The organism is Veillonella nakazawae, from assembly GCF_013393365.1.
Classification (GTDB): domain Bacteria; phylum Bacillota; class Negativicutes; order Veillonellales; family Veillonellaceae; genus Veillonella; species Veillonella nakazawae.
In genome coordinates this window covers 685,646-699,939 of sequence record NZ_AP022321.1, presented here as the reverse complement: position 1 = coordinate 699,939, position 14,294 = coordinate 685,646, and the positions used below count along the sequence as shown (strand labels likewise).

The window sequence follows — 14,294 nt, the reverse complement described above, 5'->3', positions numbered from 1 at the left end:
GGCAACGCCACCCCTCTTTAGGTATATGAAAGTATATGACAACCAGTCTTCTGGTATTTCACTGATACTGTACATAGTATACCACTATTCCTACTAAAAAACATAGGAATTTGACACACAATAATAAAAGGTTACTCCCTCATAAGAGGAAGCAACCTTTATAGTATGGGAATTTCTAATTTATATCGATTATCTATATCGAATATGACTAAAATGTATGTAACTAAATCTATCCCTTATTTACTATGTAAGATTTCAATAAAAATTACTTATATAATTGATTTCTAGTATTAAAAAATGTCCTATAAGACAACTGGCACGTAATAAAACAAGCAATTGATATAGTGGATAACGACATAAATGTAACGATCATTTGATATTTTACAGCTTCTAAAGGAGGCATGCCCGCCAATATAAGGCCTGTCATCATCCCCGGCAGCGCTACGATACCTAATGTCTTGGCACTATCTACAGTAGGTTGTAGACCCGTCTTTATAACATCGCGTACTATCGCTTTCGAAGCTTGTTTAGGTGTACTACCCAAGGCTAATTTAATTTCCACCTCTTGTTTACGCAATTCAAAATTTGATAGCATTTGGCGATAACAAAGCCCAATCGCTACCATAGCACCACTAATGACCATACCACCAACAGGAATCACTTGATAAGCAGTAAAGGTAAGCACGCCCGTTAAAAGTAGAATCGTTAAAGTAATACTTGCACCTACAGTTATAGCAAACCAAGAAATCCATAGAGCATAAGGAATTCCCTTTCCGCGCTTAGAAGAATTATAGGCTGCATTTATAGCCATAAAGCCTAATAGCCCAATTATAAATATAGGGCTTTCCGTGCTAAAAATATACGATAAAATAAAGCCGATAATTAATAGCTGTACAGTAGCTCTCACAGCACTTATAAAGATATCCTTCTCTAGCTTCAACTCTTGTCGATAGGACATCAGCATACTGATAATCACTAGTACAGACGCAAGACATAAGGAAGTAGTAGAAATAGTTTGAAACTGACTCATATCAATACCTCCTCTTTAGCTAATTGACCGTCTACGATAGTGATGCGGCGATTTGCGGTACGCAAGCTTTGCTCTTCATTATGAGTAATGGAGATAATGGTGATTCCCTTTTTATGAAGCTCATCAATAACATTTTCTACAATAGATGTATTCGTCGTATCTAAGGCAGACGTAACCTCGTCTAAAAGCAACACTTTAGGCTCAAAAATAAGGCTCCGAATGAGGCATATTCGTTGCATTTCACCGCCAGACAACTCATCATTACGGCGCTCCATATAATTTAGTGGCATATGTAGTAGATCAAAGAGATATTCTATACGACTCATATCCGGTTTTAAACCGCGAATATCATAAGGAAATAGAATATTACGATGTACTGTTTTCGCAAACAAATAAGGTCTTTGAAAGCAGTAGCCCACCTCTCTACGATAAGATTCAGGATCTATAGCCGTTAAGGGACGATCATTATAAGTAATAGTTCCCGATGTAGGACTAATCAGATCACTACATAATTTTAAAAGTGTACTCTTACCACTTCCAGAAGGGCCTACAATAGTAATATAATCGCCTTGATTTACCGATAAAGATACATCACGGATAATAGATTTGTCTTTTACAATATAAGATATATTAGATAATTCAAGCAGTGCCATAATGCCCCCTATCTCGTCATATATATATTAAAAGCAAAATATCGACTCACTGTGGCTAGTTATTTAGTATTCTTAAGCATTATGATTCTAATTATGATATCATTGCCAATATGATAATGCTAAGCTTAATTATAATATATCTATCAGACACATACTACAAAAAACAAAAAATCCCTAGTGGAAAACCACTAGGGATTAATAGTCTTTGTAAAATTAAGCTTCTACAGGGTATACGCTAACTTTACGGTTGTAACGACCAGCACGTTCGAATGCTACTTTACCAGGCACAAGTGCGAATAAAGTGTCATCTTTACCGATACCTACGTTAGTACCAGGGTGGAAGTGAGTACCACGTTGACGAACGATGATATTACCGCTCTTTACGATGGAACCATCATGGCATTTAACACCAAGACGTTTAGATTCACTGTCACGACCATTACGAGTACTGGACACACCTTTTTTATGTGCGAACAATTGCAAATCAAAAGTAAACATTAAGTTCACCTCCTATATTTCGTGTATTTGGACAAACTCTGGATATTGACGGCTAATTTCCTCTAGACCGAGAAGCATAGTCCCCAGAATATCCTGTCCACTCTGGTTAATCGTCCCAGAGAGAACCATATCACATCGACCTTCGCTATTCGTATATTCCCCTTCTTGTTGAGCAATCTGGGTAAGTCCTAACATTGCCGTTGCCGTTAAAGCAGACACTGCAGCACATACGATATCGAAGCCATGCTCATCATATCCTGCATGACCGGATAGGTGACAACCAATGACTTGATCTTCACTATTCCGCTGGATTCTAATGGAAACCATAATTAAGCTTGGATAGATTCAATACGAACTTTTGTGAACGGTTGACGATGGCCTTGACGACGACGGTAGTTGGATTTAGCTTTGTATTTGAATACTAAGATTTTTTTACCTTTACCATGCTCAAGAACTGTACCTGTAACTTTTGCACCGTTTACAAGAGGAGCGCCAACTTTAACGTCGCCGTCATTCACTACAGTCAAAACTTCTTCGAATGTAACGGACTCGTTAGCAGCTGCTTCCAATTTTTCGATAGTAATTACATCGCCTTCAGCAACGCGATATTGTTTACCACCAGTTTTAATAATTGCGTACATGAGAACACCTCCTTGTTATCGAACTCGCTGAATTCGGTATCCCGACCCGAACTTCGGTCGGGCGTTTAAACCTGCTTCACGCGGATTGCAAAGTTCAGTAAACCGAACTAATACTGATATAGTATATCCTATTTACCTATCTATGTCAAACAAAATTCAATATACATAGCTCAGTTTATGATACTTTCATATATATACAAACCTTTAAAATTCTCCAATAATACCGAGGTGTTGTAAAAGTATTTTTGTACCGATGAGAATCAATACACCCCCACCTAGTATGTCTGCATATTTTCCCACGAACTGGCCCATAAATTTGCCTAGGTACACACCAATAAGAGAAATACCAAAGGTAATTACCCCTATCATAGTAGAGGCTTCCCATACATTAATAGGTAGAAAAGCAAAGGTTAAACCAACCGCCATCGCATCAAGGCTAGTTGCCACAGATAGCATAATCATTTCCCAAGCACCTAAATACTGTTTATCATCATCTTCATCGTCATCACTGAGGCCTTCTCGTATCATAGCAACACCTAAATAGCCGAGAAGACCGAAGATAATCCAATGATCCCATTCAGATATGACATCGATAAACTGGCGACCAATAAGCCATCCTATAACTGGCATGAGAAACTGGAATAACCCAAATAAGAATACCAATGTAACCTTTCGGCCATTTTCACCTACCGGCATTGATAAACCTTTACCAATCGATACACCAAAGGCATCCATGGCTAGACCAATACTAATTAATATAATTTCAAATACAGACACGAAACTCACCTATAAAAACTACTTACTTATTCTGCTACTGCCATCAAAGAATATCCTTCTCGGCTAATTTGTGAATTCACTACAATCGAAATCTTACGCCCTATAGAATCACCTAACTCCTCAAGGACAGCCTTAGTTAAGTATTGGGCTACCTCTGGATGTACTTCAATTTCTAGATTAGATTTAATGCGACCTGATTTAAACAGCTCACGTATACGACGGATAATTTGCATGTATACAGTTCTGCCTGACAACATGTATCCAGTGCCCCCACATTGAGGGCATGTATCAAACATCAACGTTTGCAAACCTTGACGGGCACGCTTTCTTGTCATCTCCACAAGACCAAGCGAACTAATACCACATACCACAGTTTTCATCTTATCTAACTTGGCTTGTGCGCTCAACAATTTTAACAACTCTTGTTGATGGGACTTATCCTTCATATCGATAAAGTCGACGACGATAATACCACCAATATCGCGCAATCGCAATTGTCGACAAATTTCCTTTGCCGCCTCTTTATTAACTGTAAAAGCCAGATCTTCTAACTTATTAGACTTACCTGTGTAATGAGCCGAGTTTACATCAAATACGGTGAGAGCCTCCGTATGATCAATACGGATAGAGCCACCGGAAGGTAGATTGATATCACGAGAGATAAGATCTTCTAATTGTGGTTCAATATGATTAGCTTTAAAGATAGGTGTGCTACCACGGTGACGTGTCACTTTAATCTGCTGTGATGTAGGCCCATGACCTAAGAGATCCAGCAATCGAGACTCGCCCATATCAGAATCTACAATAATCTCTCCTACATTGCGATGCGCATAGTCTCGCACAAGGCGGAACCAAAAATCCGCATCACTATAGAGATCAGTACCACTCTTAGCCACCTTAAATCGTTTTAATACATGTTGCCATGTACGCCATAGATATTCCATATCACGACCGATTTCGTCAGCACTAGCCTTAGCGGCTGCGGTACGAATAATAAATCCACAGCCTTCCTGTACATAAGGCGCTGCTAATTCTTGTAGTTTAGCACGTACTGCTTCATCAGTAATTTTCTTAGAAATATGCATGCCTTCAGAATATGGTAAAAGCACCATAAAACGTCCTGCCAAACTCACATCAGCTGTAACGCGAGCTCCTTTACCAAGCATTTCCTCTTTTACCACTTGTACAAGAATTTGCTGTCCCACAGATAGGCGTGGCAAGATTTTCTGTTCTTTCCCCTGTTGAAGGTTCAAATACGCATTTTGAGAGCCACCTATATCAACAAAGGCCGCTTGCATACCGTTTAATACGTTCTTAACAGTACCTTTGTACATATGATTTGCCATATGAGACTCATCAGTACGCTCTAAGACAAAGTCTACTAACTGCCCATCTTCGTCGATAACAGCCATGCGAATTTCTTCTCGCATAACATTGACCAAAATTTTATGCATCCTATCCCTCCCTTCGTTCAATTTAAAATATATAGATTTTTTAAAACACTAAAGCTTATATAAAGATTTAAGATTTTTATAAAGAGTATTAGTAGTTAATTTCCAATGGGGTATAACGACCTTCTTCATTTTCCACCATAATCGCTTTACGGTGAATTTCATAGCCACTTGTAATAGGCCAATTATATTGGTCTTTACCAAGATTCCACACTTCGCTAGGTTTGATTGTACCTTGCGGATAGATGCCAATGCCCATAGTAAGGGTTACCATACCGTCCTTAACAGATGCTACGATAGGTTCTTTTACAAATTCTTTCACATCAATAGTGCGAGTTTTCTTTGGAGTTACCTTTTCATAAGAAATCTCCGTAGCTTCATTGAAAGATTTGAGCAAAGCATCCCAATCCGCATGTTCATCCGTTACAGGACCTGTTACTTCGTAAATAGCAAAGTTACAGATAGCCATCATCTTTTTAACCTTTTCAGGCATTTCCTTGCCACCTAGCACCTCAAGACCTGGAGGAGCTACGCGGTTCAAACGCTCCATAATAGACTCTAAAGAATCTTCTTCCAGTACATCCATATCAATATATTCAGCCGCCGCTGTTACACCTAGAGCAAGTGCAGAGGAAAAGCTAATTTTCATATGTGGATTAAAACCTTCAGAATAAGCCATTTTAATTTCTGCGCGGCGAATCATACGTTCTACTGCTTGTGCATAATCAAGGTGCGACAAGAATCGCAATTTTTCGCCTTTATTTAAGGCCAAACGTAACTTTTTCAACTCTGCCACCCTCCTTATAGTCAATAATTGCAGTATTTAGCTCTGGACATACGTTACAGCCCTTACATGGACCGCGACGGCAATCACTTGTTAAGTTTGCCTCTACCGCTTGTTCCCACTCTCGTTTCAAGAAAGCTTTACTTACAGTGCAATCCAAATGATCCCAAGGTAATGGCTCGTCGAAATCACGAGTACGACGTGCAAAATATGCAGGATTCAAACCACAGTCAGCGAATGCTTTCAACCAAGTTTCATAGTTAAAGTACTCAGTCCAGCCATCAAATTTACAACCTGCTTCCCATGCTTTTACAAGAACCTTAGACAATCTACGGTCTCCACGAGCAAAAGCGGCCTCCATGTAGCCAGTATAGCCATCATGATAGTGATAAGAAATATTGCGATTATTGATGAGAGATTTTAAGTAGCGTTGCTTACGATGGATTTCCTCAACATCTTGTTGACCAAACCATTGGTATGGAGAATGTGTTTTTGGTACGAAGAAGGATACACTCACAGTTACAGAACCATTGCGTTTACCCGTAATATCGCGGTGTAAATCAAGTACCTTGTACGCTAGATCAGCAATACCCGCTAGGTCTTCATCAGTTTCAGTAGGAAGGCCCATCATGAAGTACAGCTTAACTGTATTCCACCCAGATTTAAAGGCATTTGTACACGCTGCCAATAAGTCTTCTTCGCTAACGCCTTTGTTGATAACATCGCGCATGCGCTGTGTACCTGCTTCAGGAGCAAAAGTAAGACCACTTTTACGTACTTGTTGCACCTTTTTCGCAATATCGATGGAGAAACTATCGATGCGCAAGGATGGCAAGCTTACGCTCACTTGTTTGTCTTTGAACTCTTCCATAAGCATGTCTACTAGCTCTGGCAATTTAGAATAATCCGCAGAGCTTAAGCTCATCAAAGAGATTTCATTATAACCAGTGTTAGCAATCGTATCCTTAGCAATTTGAAGCAAACGCTCTGGCGTCTTTTCACGAACAGGGCGGTATAGCATTCCCGCTTGGCAGAAACGACAACCACGTGTACAGCCACGGAATAATTCTAGTACTGCCCGGTCATGCACAATATCTAAGAAAGGCACAACAGGTTTTGTAGGGTAAAATACATTTTCTACGTCCTCTACGATACGTTTCTCTACAGCTACCGGTACCTCTTCAAAGCGAGGTGTAATAGATTTAAAATCGCCTTGCTCTGTATATTCCACATCATATAATGCAGGACAATAGGTACCAGGAATTTGAGCCACTTTACGTAAGAACGCCTCTTTACCACCAGGGAAACCTTTTGCTTTTTCAGCTTTATAGAGGTCGATAAATTCATCGCCCCATTCTTCGGATTCACCGAGAGATACAATATCAAAGAAATCTGCAATAGGCTCTACATTAAATGCACATGGGCCACCACATACGAGTAATGGGAAATCCATATCACGATCTTTAGAGTACATAGGAATGCCAGCCAAATCGAGCATATTCAAGATATTAGTAAAGCTCATCTCATATTGAAGCGTAAAGGCTAGTACATCAAAGTCTTTAATAGGCGTACGAGTTTCCAAAGAGAATAAAGGAATGTTGCGCTTGCGCATCTCCTCTTCCATATCGTGCCAAGGTGCAAACACACGTTCCGCTGCTGCATCATCACGACGGTTTACAAGACCATATAAAATTTTGATACCCAAATGGCTCATGGCCACTTCGTATACATCTGGAAAAGCTAATGCCATTGTTACATCAACAGTACTGTGATCTTTTACGATACTATTATATTCGCCACCCGTATAACGAGCAGGCTTTTGGACATGTTGTAACCATGACGTATCTAATTGAATCATACATCCTCCGTCTTTTCTGAAAGACTTCTTTCACAATCGATCCTATATATAGGTTATTTAAAAAATATATTTCGTTCGTTGCATTGCGATATTTAACAAAATACCAATACTCAACATATTCGTGGTCAATGCACTAACACCATAACTAAGGAATGGCAACGGAATACCAGTAACAGGCATAATACCAATTGTCATACCTACATTTACGAGTACCTCAAAGGTAAACATAGTGGCAATACCTGTAGCTAATAACATACCAAAATTATCATTGCACATATACGCCACTTTAATGCTGCGATAAATCAGCATAAAGAGCAATAACAATACTAGGATACAACCTACAAAGCCAAATTCTTCACCAATAACGGAGAAAATAAAATCCGTATGGTTTTCTGGTAAGAAGTTCAACTGACTTTGTGTGCCATTAAAGATACCTTTGCCAAAAATCAAACCTGAACCAATGGCAATCTTAGATTGAATAATATGATAGCCAGAGCCAAACGGATCAATATCTGGATTTAAAAATACGAGAATACGTTGTTTTTGGTATTCTTTCAGTACAAACCAGCCTAAAGGCATCAATAATAAACCAGTGCCCGCGATGATTTTTATGAGTCTAGTTTTAATGCCAGAGATAAATAACATCCCCACAAAAATGGCAATGTACACAAGAGATGTACCTAAGTCAGGTTGTAAAAATACAAGTCCAATAGGTACCCCAACATATAATACAGGCAATATTAAAGACTTAAATGTATCTAACTTGCCAATACGGGGCTCTAGCATTTTGGCCATACAGATAATCATCAATAATTTAGAAAATTCTGATGGCTGAATGGTAATAGGTCCCAGTTGAATCCACCGTTGAGCACCCAATGCAGATGTACCAACGGCCATAACGGCAATTAACATCAAAAGGGTAATGCCATAAATGATATTGCCCCAATCCTTTAACCGATGGTAGTTAAGGAATTGCATGCCTATCACAACAGCTGCATTAGCAAGGAAAAATATAAGTTGCTTTACTACTAAACTACCAAATCCAATAGGCTCTTGATTAACATGAGTTGCACTGCCAATAGCTGCTAAGCCAATACAAACCAGTAGAAAAGTACATATGATAATAGCCCAGTCGCTATCATTCCATAGTTTCCGCCACATCATATCACCTATTTCAATTTACGACGGCGCCATAAACTTTGCTTACCTTGCACTAATAAACGCTGAGTAGTCCATCCACCGCGATTAATATACAAAACAGTATTCGAATCTTCAAAGATAGACTCACCAGCTGAAGCAAGAGTCGGTGTACATGCTTCTTCTTTAGCCGCTTTTTTCTTAGTTACATAGGCATCAAATTGTTTTTGTACATCATAATCTTCCCAACAATCGCCTGTCACAACATAGTCTACAAGAGGTGCTAATACATTACGAAACTCATGAGAAACAAGGTCTAACAAATGACCATCTTGTGTATATGTTAGGATATCTTCATCATAAGGAATCATAGCCCCTACATACTCGGCGCGAAGGACTTCCAACATATCATATAAATCTATGTCTTCACTATCTACTGGCACTGCATTAAAGGCAATAGCAAAGTCGCGAATATTATGTTCTTGACACACTTGAATCATACGCGCCCCATTGCGCAAGGATACCCACAATGGATGGGTCACAACGATACAACGACTCACAAGATCTAAAATTGACTCAATGCCCTTACCAATCCCTGCTGGTGCATCAATCAAAATATAGTCATATACATCACAAAGCCGACGAACTAATTTCTTATACTTCTTTCGACCTATATCTTCCCAGCGTGCACTTTGACTAGCCGGTAAGAAATCTAGATTTTCTGCAATGGATACAATAGCATCATCTGTATATTCTTTATCTTCACTCGCATCAAGTGCATCATAGATAATTTCATCTGCCACGCCTAATACGAGATCCAAATCGCGCAATCCAAAGTCCCCATCACAGAGCAATACGCGGTGCCCTGCATGACTTAAGGCTGCACCCAAGCATGCAGTGACGGTCGTTTTACCTACGCCACCCTTGCCGGATACAACACCAATGATTTCGCCCATACTAATCCTTTCTTGGTTGCCCACTTGTTACTGCATTCTGAGGTTTCTGCCCATTAGACGTATTCCCTACAGTTGCACTATCTTTATTACTTTTAGTATTTGTATCATTCGTTTTTTTATTTAATGGTACATTGAAATATGCGGCTAACACATCTCGTACGATTGGACCTGCAGAGCCCGCACCAAAGCTACCTTGTTCAACAAGTGCAACCACAACAATTTGTGGCTTGTCATATGGTGCATAGGCTACAAACCAGCCATGATCCCGGCCATGTGCATTTTCCGCAGTACCAGTCTTACCAGCTACATTAATTGGGAAGCCTTTAAATAAGTCCCCTGCTGTACCACCTTCGTTTGTAACATCACGCAAACCTTCTCGAATAAGGTCCATAATATTTTTTGGAACTGGTAGAATACCTAATTTATCAGGACCGAAAATCTCTTTCGGAGTGCCATCTTTATTATCAATACGGCTTACCACATAAGGTTTATATTTAATGCCACCATTAGCTACTTCGCTGAGCAAAACAGCCATTTGCAATGGCGTAACTAAGGTAAAAGATTGACCAATAGCAGCATCGAAAGTTTCACCTAAGTACCAATCTTCATCATATACTTTTCGTTTATACTCAGGGCTTGCCATAATGCCAGACGCCTCACCTGGTAAATTAATACCAGTCTTTTCGCCAATACCAAAATAAGCAGCATATTTATCGAGATTTTCTATACCAACGCGATTACCCATTTCATAGAAGTAAACGTTATCTGACTTAGCAAGCGCTCTATTAAAGTTAAGCCATCCTAAGGCTTCACCTTCTGCATTTCGCTTATCGATCAACCAGTGCTTACCACTGTCAAAGATCATCTCTTCAGGAGTAACCTTTTTAAGATCTAACGCAGCTGTACCGGTAATAATCTTAAATGGTGATCCTGGTGGATATTCACCAGAAATAACCTTATTATCAAATGGATGATTTTTATCATTATTCAGCTGATTCCATTGAGCAGTTGTAATCCCTTTAGAAAACCAGTTTGGATTAAATTCAGGCGCACTGACCATAGCTAAAATAGCCCCTGTATTAGGGTCCATGGCCACCACTGCTGCCCCTTGTGCTGGAATACCTTGCGCACGCAATTGATCGAGCTGGTTTTTAACAGCTTCTTCTGCAGCCTTTTGTAAATTCACATCGATGGTTAGATGAATATTAGCACCTGGCACTGTATGTTTTCTATCTACTTCAGCCACAGGACGACCTGTAGCATCTACCTCAACTTGTTTACCACCATCGGTACCACGCAAGATAGAATCATATAATTTTTCGAGACCAGAACGACCTAAAATAGTACCGCCACTTACCAGTGTATTAGGGTCTTGCTGTTTTAGCTCTTCTAATTCCTCTTCACTCACTTCACCAACATAACCAAATAATTGAGAAGCCATCGTTTCATATGGATAGTATCGAAGTGGCTCAACATCAATGGTTACCCCTGGTAATTCATGACGATGCTCTTCAATGGTTGTCACTACATCCATAGAAATATCATTAGCAATACGTATTGGCTCATAACCATACTTGTGATCATTAACCTTCTTTGTAATATCTTCAGGTTTCATTTTTAATAAAGCTGCCAATTTAGCAACTTCACCATCATCCAAAGCCTTTCCGGTAGGCATGATAGATATAGTATAGGCAGGTCGAGAGCCTACAAGAATTTGACCATTACGATCATACATAACGCCTCGTGCTGCAGTCATCGGTACCATGCGCAATCGGTTGCCTTCCGCCTTGGCTTGATAATAGCCACCAGCCAAGATTTGTAGCATAAACAAACGCAATGCTAACACTATAAATATACCCGCTACAATGTAAAAGAGTACATCAAAGCGACTCGTTTTTCTTCGTTTATAGAGGCCTTCAAGCACTCTTTCACCCCCTTACTAATTTATTACCAAATATAATCTTGCTGTTCGTCCTTACGCCACAATAATCCATGTACAATGGCAGCCAATAGACCGTTCCAAAATAGTACCGGTATAACCATATGCCACATATATAACCCTATATGTAAATCCCCGCCACTGGCCAATATCATTAAGCTCCGGATAAATCCATCAAGCAATGTACAAATGGCTACAATAGCACTGGACCAATACCAACGTTCTTCATAGAGTCGATGTTTCACTGCGGATAATAGGTAAACCACAAGAACGTAAGGGAATAAATGGAGCCCAAAGAAGTTAGATATCAATACATCATGTACAATACCACCTATAACAGCTGCCATCAGCCCCATATAACGACCTTTAAATAGTGTGACTATAACAATGGTGGTCAAAATTAAATTTGGCAACCAATTCGTATGAAAAATAGCAGGCAATAATTGCGCCTGTATAAAGTAAATTAAAAATCCACAGAGTACTAAAGCTAGACGCGTCATGGTTTAACGGCCCCCTTTGCCCCTTCAACTTGATCTCGTTGTGTTTGAGGTACCAGTTTAGGCTCAAGCCCTGGTTTTGGTGGTGCACTTACTGAAGATGATGTAAGGACAAACACCTCTTCTAAACGATAGAAGTCCACACTTGGTGTAATTACGGCATTCTTTACAAAACCTTCCGTATCATTTTCGATGGACTGTACATTACCAACAGGCAATCCTTTAGGGTAGATACCACCATACCCAGAGGTGATTAATTTATCCCCTACTAATACATCACCATCACGGGCAATATTTACCATTGATGGCGTACGAGGTGAGTCGCCATCACCTTTTACGACACCAGATAGGCGAGATTCAGGACGTTGTACAATAACACCGATTGCACTACGTGGGTCAAGAATAGTTTGTACGCGAGAAGAATGAGGGTATACATCGGTAATAAAGCCAACTACCCCACTTGGTACAACGACAGCCATATTGACAGCCATCCCTTCTTCACTACCCTTATCGATAGTGAACGTATTTGTCCATGTGCCGTAATCCTTTGTAATAATACCGGCTAAAGTCATGGAGAATTCCGGATGATTGCTCTTATAGTTGAGCAATTGACGAAGTCGAATATTTTCTGCTACTACTTCATCATAGTTAACAACCTTTTGTTCTAATTCAGCCTTGCGAGATGCGGCCTCATCACTTTCAATAGTTGCAGAAATAGCATTATTGAGCACTGTAAAACCGGTTTGTACACCGTCAAGCAAACGGGCAGATCCATAAGCAAATGGTGTTGTAATACCTTCAAGAGTGACAGTAACAAAAGGAATACTAGTTCGTTGTTTCCATGCAAATCCGAGCAGAGCTAATAGGATACAGCTAATGACAACAACGATAATTAACTTTTTATCTGACTGTATCATATTAGTCTTGTCCCTTTCTATTTTTAGAATTCACAATAAAACGTGATAAGCTCACCAAGTCAGATGAAGCTCCGTTAAGGCCCACAACGACTTTTGTCTCTGGTGCATCCGGAACATGTACAGGCACACCTAACTCGCCCCCGATACGCTCAGCCAAGCCCGACAGTTGCGCAGTACCACCAGTAAGATATATTCCATATTGCATAATATCTGCTACAATCTCAGGTTCAGCAGAACGAATCATTTGTTTCACTTCATCTAAAAGGCCAGCAATACAGTCATTAACAACTTGATATACCTCTGACTGATGAATAACACAACGTCTGCCTAAACCATTCATCATATCACGGCCTTGAAAGGCATATTCGGCATCTTCTAAAGGTGCCATAGCAGTGCCTACTGTATGTTTAATATCTTCTATAATTTCTTCAGAAACGATAACCCCAAAACACTCACGTACATAGCGTAGCAATGCATTATTGATATCTGAGCCACCGAAGCGAATCGTTTTACTATCTACAATGCCGCCCAATGAAACAATGCCCATATCGACAGTGCCACCACCAATATCAATGACCATAGATCCACGAGCTTCAAAGATAGGTGCACCACAACCAATGGCTGCAGCGACAGGTCGTTCGATAAGAAATACTTCGCGTGCGCCGGCCTGAATAACAGCATCCATCATCGCTCTTTGCTCAACGTCGGTCATCCCACAGGGAACACCAACAAGAACTCGAGCGCGGCGCAATGCATTAGACACTTTATTCAGAAAATAGTTAAGCATCGTATGCATAACTCGATAGTCCACGATAAATCCATCTTTTAATGGTGTCAAAGGGCGCCACATATCGGGCATACGCAATACAAGACGTGCCGCTTCATCCCCAACGGCTACTACTTTTTCTTGTTTTGTATCAGTTGCTATAATAGATGGTTCGCTTATAACAGTTCCTCGCGTCCCCCCCATGAGACGCGTCTGTATGGAACCAATATCTATACTTACATCTTTTCCTAGAGTAGGTAAAATGGAACTCATAGTAAAATCTCCTTCATTACATCATCATTCCATTTTACCACATATAATGCGACTTTATCTATTGATATCAAGGCTTTTCCCCATGTTAAAAGCACATAAAATGCATAATTCAAGTAC

At 39.9% G+C, this 14,294-nt stretch carries 15 protein-coding genes; all 15 read right to left on the bottom strand.

The genetic code is table 11. From position 1 onward, the window contains the following. Positions 1–265 precede the first annotated feature (265 nt). A complete protein-coding gene (locus VEIT17_RS03085) occupies positions 266–1,030 on the bottom strand; it encodes an ABC transporter permease (protein WP_024066238.1) in 765 nt (254 codons plus the stop codon). Continuing rightward, positions 1,027–1,683: an ABC transporter ATP-binding protein gene (locus VEIT17_RS03080; protein ID WP_119208658.1), complete on the bottom strand. Its 657-nt coding sequence runs from the start codon at positions 1,681–1,683 to the stop codon at positions 1,027–1,029. Before VEIT17_RS03080 ends, VEIT17_RS03085 begins: the two co-directional genes overlap by 4 nt. A 213-nt stretch (positions 1,684–1,896) precedes the next feature. Beyond that, positions 1,897–2,181: a 50S ribosomal protein L27 gene (gene rpmA / locus VEIT17_RS03075; protein ID WP_004696430.1), complete on the bottom strand. Its 285-nt coding sequence runs from the start codon at positions 2,179–2,181 to the stop codon at positions 1,897–1,899. Positions 2,182–2,193: 12 nt separating this feature from the next. After that, positions 2,194–2,508, bottom strand: coding sequence for a ribosomal-processing cysteine protease Prp (locus VEIT17_RS03070; RefSeq protein WP_178884692.1), 315 nt, complete (start codon positions 2,506–2,508; stop codon positions 2,194–2,196). 2 nt (positions 2,509–2,510) lie between these two features. Continuing rightward, positions 2,511–2,822 (bottom strand): 50S ribosomal protein L21, encoded by a 312-nt coding sequence (rplU, locus tag VEIT17_RS03065; protein ID WP_004698652.1) that lies wholly within the window; start codon positions 2,820–2,822, stop codon positions 2,511–2,513. 204 nt (positions 2,823–3,026) lie between these two features. Next, on the bottom strand, positions 3,027–3,599 hold the full coding sequence (locus VEIT17_RS03060) for a manganese efflux pump MntP (RefSeq protein WP_178884690.1): 573 nt from the start codon (positions 3,597–3,599) through the stop codon (positions 3,027–3,029). A 26-nt stretch (positions 3,600–3,625) separates the two neighbouring features. After that, the gene (locus tag VEIT17_RS03055) at positions 3,626–5,053 is read right to left on the bottom strand and encodes an Rne/Rng family ribonuclease (RefSeq protein ID WP_178884688.1); all 1,428 of its coding nucleotides are present in this window, start codon (positions 5,051–5,053) and stop codon (positions 3,626–3,628) included. A gap of 88 nt (positions 5,054–5,141) precedes the next feature. Further along, the gene (locus VEIT17_RS03050) at positions 5,142–5,837 is read right to left on the bottom strand and encodes a TIGR03936 family radical SAM-associated protein (protein ID WP_178884685.1); all 696 of its coding nucleotides are present in this window, start codon (positions 5,835–5,837) and stop codon (positions 5,142–5,144) included. Continuing rightward, positions 5,809–7,692 (bottom strand): TIGR03960 family B12-binding radical SAM protein, encoded by a 1,884-nt coding sequence (locus VEIT17_RS03045; protein WP_178884683.1) that lies wholly within the window; start codon positions 7,690–7,692, stop codon positions 5,809–5,811. The genes VEIT17_RS03050 and VEIT17_RS03045 overlap by 29 nt, the downstream gene beginning before the upstream one ends. Before the next feature lie 57 nt (positions 7,693–7,749). Further along, entirely contained in the window at positions 7,750–8,853 is a 1,104-nt protein-coding gene (gene rodA / locus VEIT17_RS03040; RefSeq protein ID WP_178885995.1) for a rod shape-determining protein RodA, read from the bottom strand. An 8-nt stretch (positions 8,854–8,861) separates the two neighbouring features. Continuing rightward, on the bottom strand, positions 8,862–9,785 hold the full coding sequence (locus VEIT17_RS03035) for a P-loop NTPase (RefSeq protein WP_129823177.1): 924 nt from the start codon (positions 9,783–9,785) through the stop codon (positions 8,862–8,864). A gap of 1 nt (position 9,786) precedes the next feature. After that, on the bottom strand, positions 9,787–11,709 hold the full coding sequence (gene mrdA / locus VEIT17_RS03030) for a penicillin-binding protein 2 (protein ID WP_105094532.1): 1,923 nt from the start codon (positions 11,707–11,709) through the stop codon (positions 9,787–9,789). Between the two features lie 23 nt (positions 11,710–11,732). Further along, on the bottom strand, positions 11,733–12,224 hold the full coding sequence (mreD, locus tag VEIT17_RS03025; RefSeq protein WP_178884681.1) for a rod shape-determining protein MreD: 492 nt from the start codon (positions 12,222–12,224) through the stop codon (positions 11,733–11,735). Beyond that, entirely contained in the window at positions 12,221–13,138 is a 918-nt protein-coding gene (gene mreC / locus VEIT17_RS03020) for a rod shape-determining protein MreC (RefSeq protein WP_178884679.1), read from the bottom strand. The genes mreD and mreC overlap by 4 nt, the downstream gene beginning before the upstream one ends. 1 nt (position 13,139) lies before the next feature. Continuing rightward, positions 13,140–14,177, bottom strand: a complete 1,038-nt coding sequence (mreB, locus tag VEIT17_RS03015; RefSeq protein WP_060923982.1) for a rod shape-determining protein — start codon at positions 14,175–14,177, stop codon at positions 13,140–13,142. Positions 14,178–14,294: the final 117 nt, after the last annotated feature.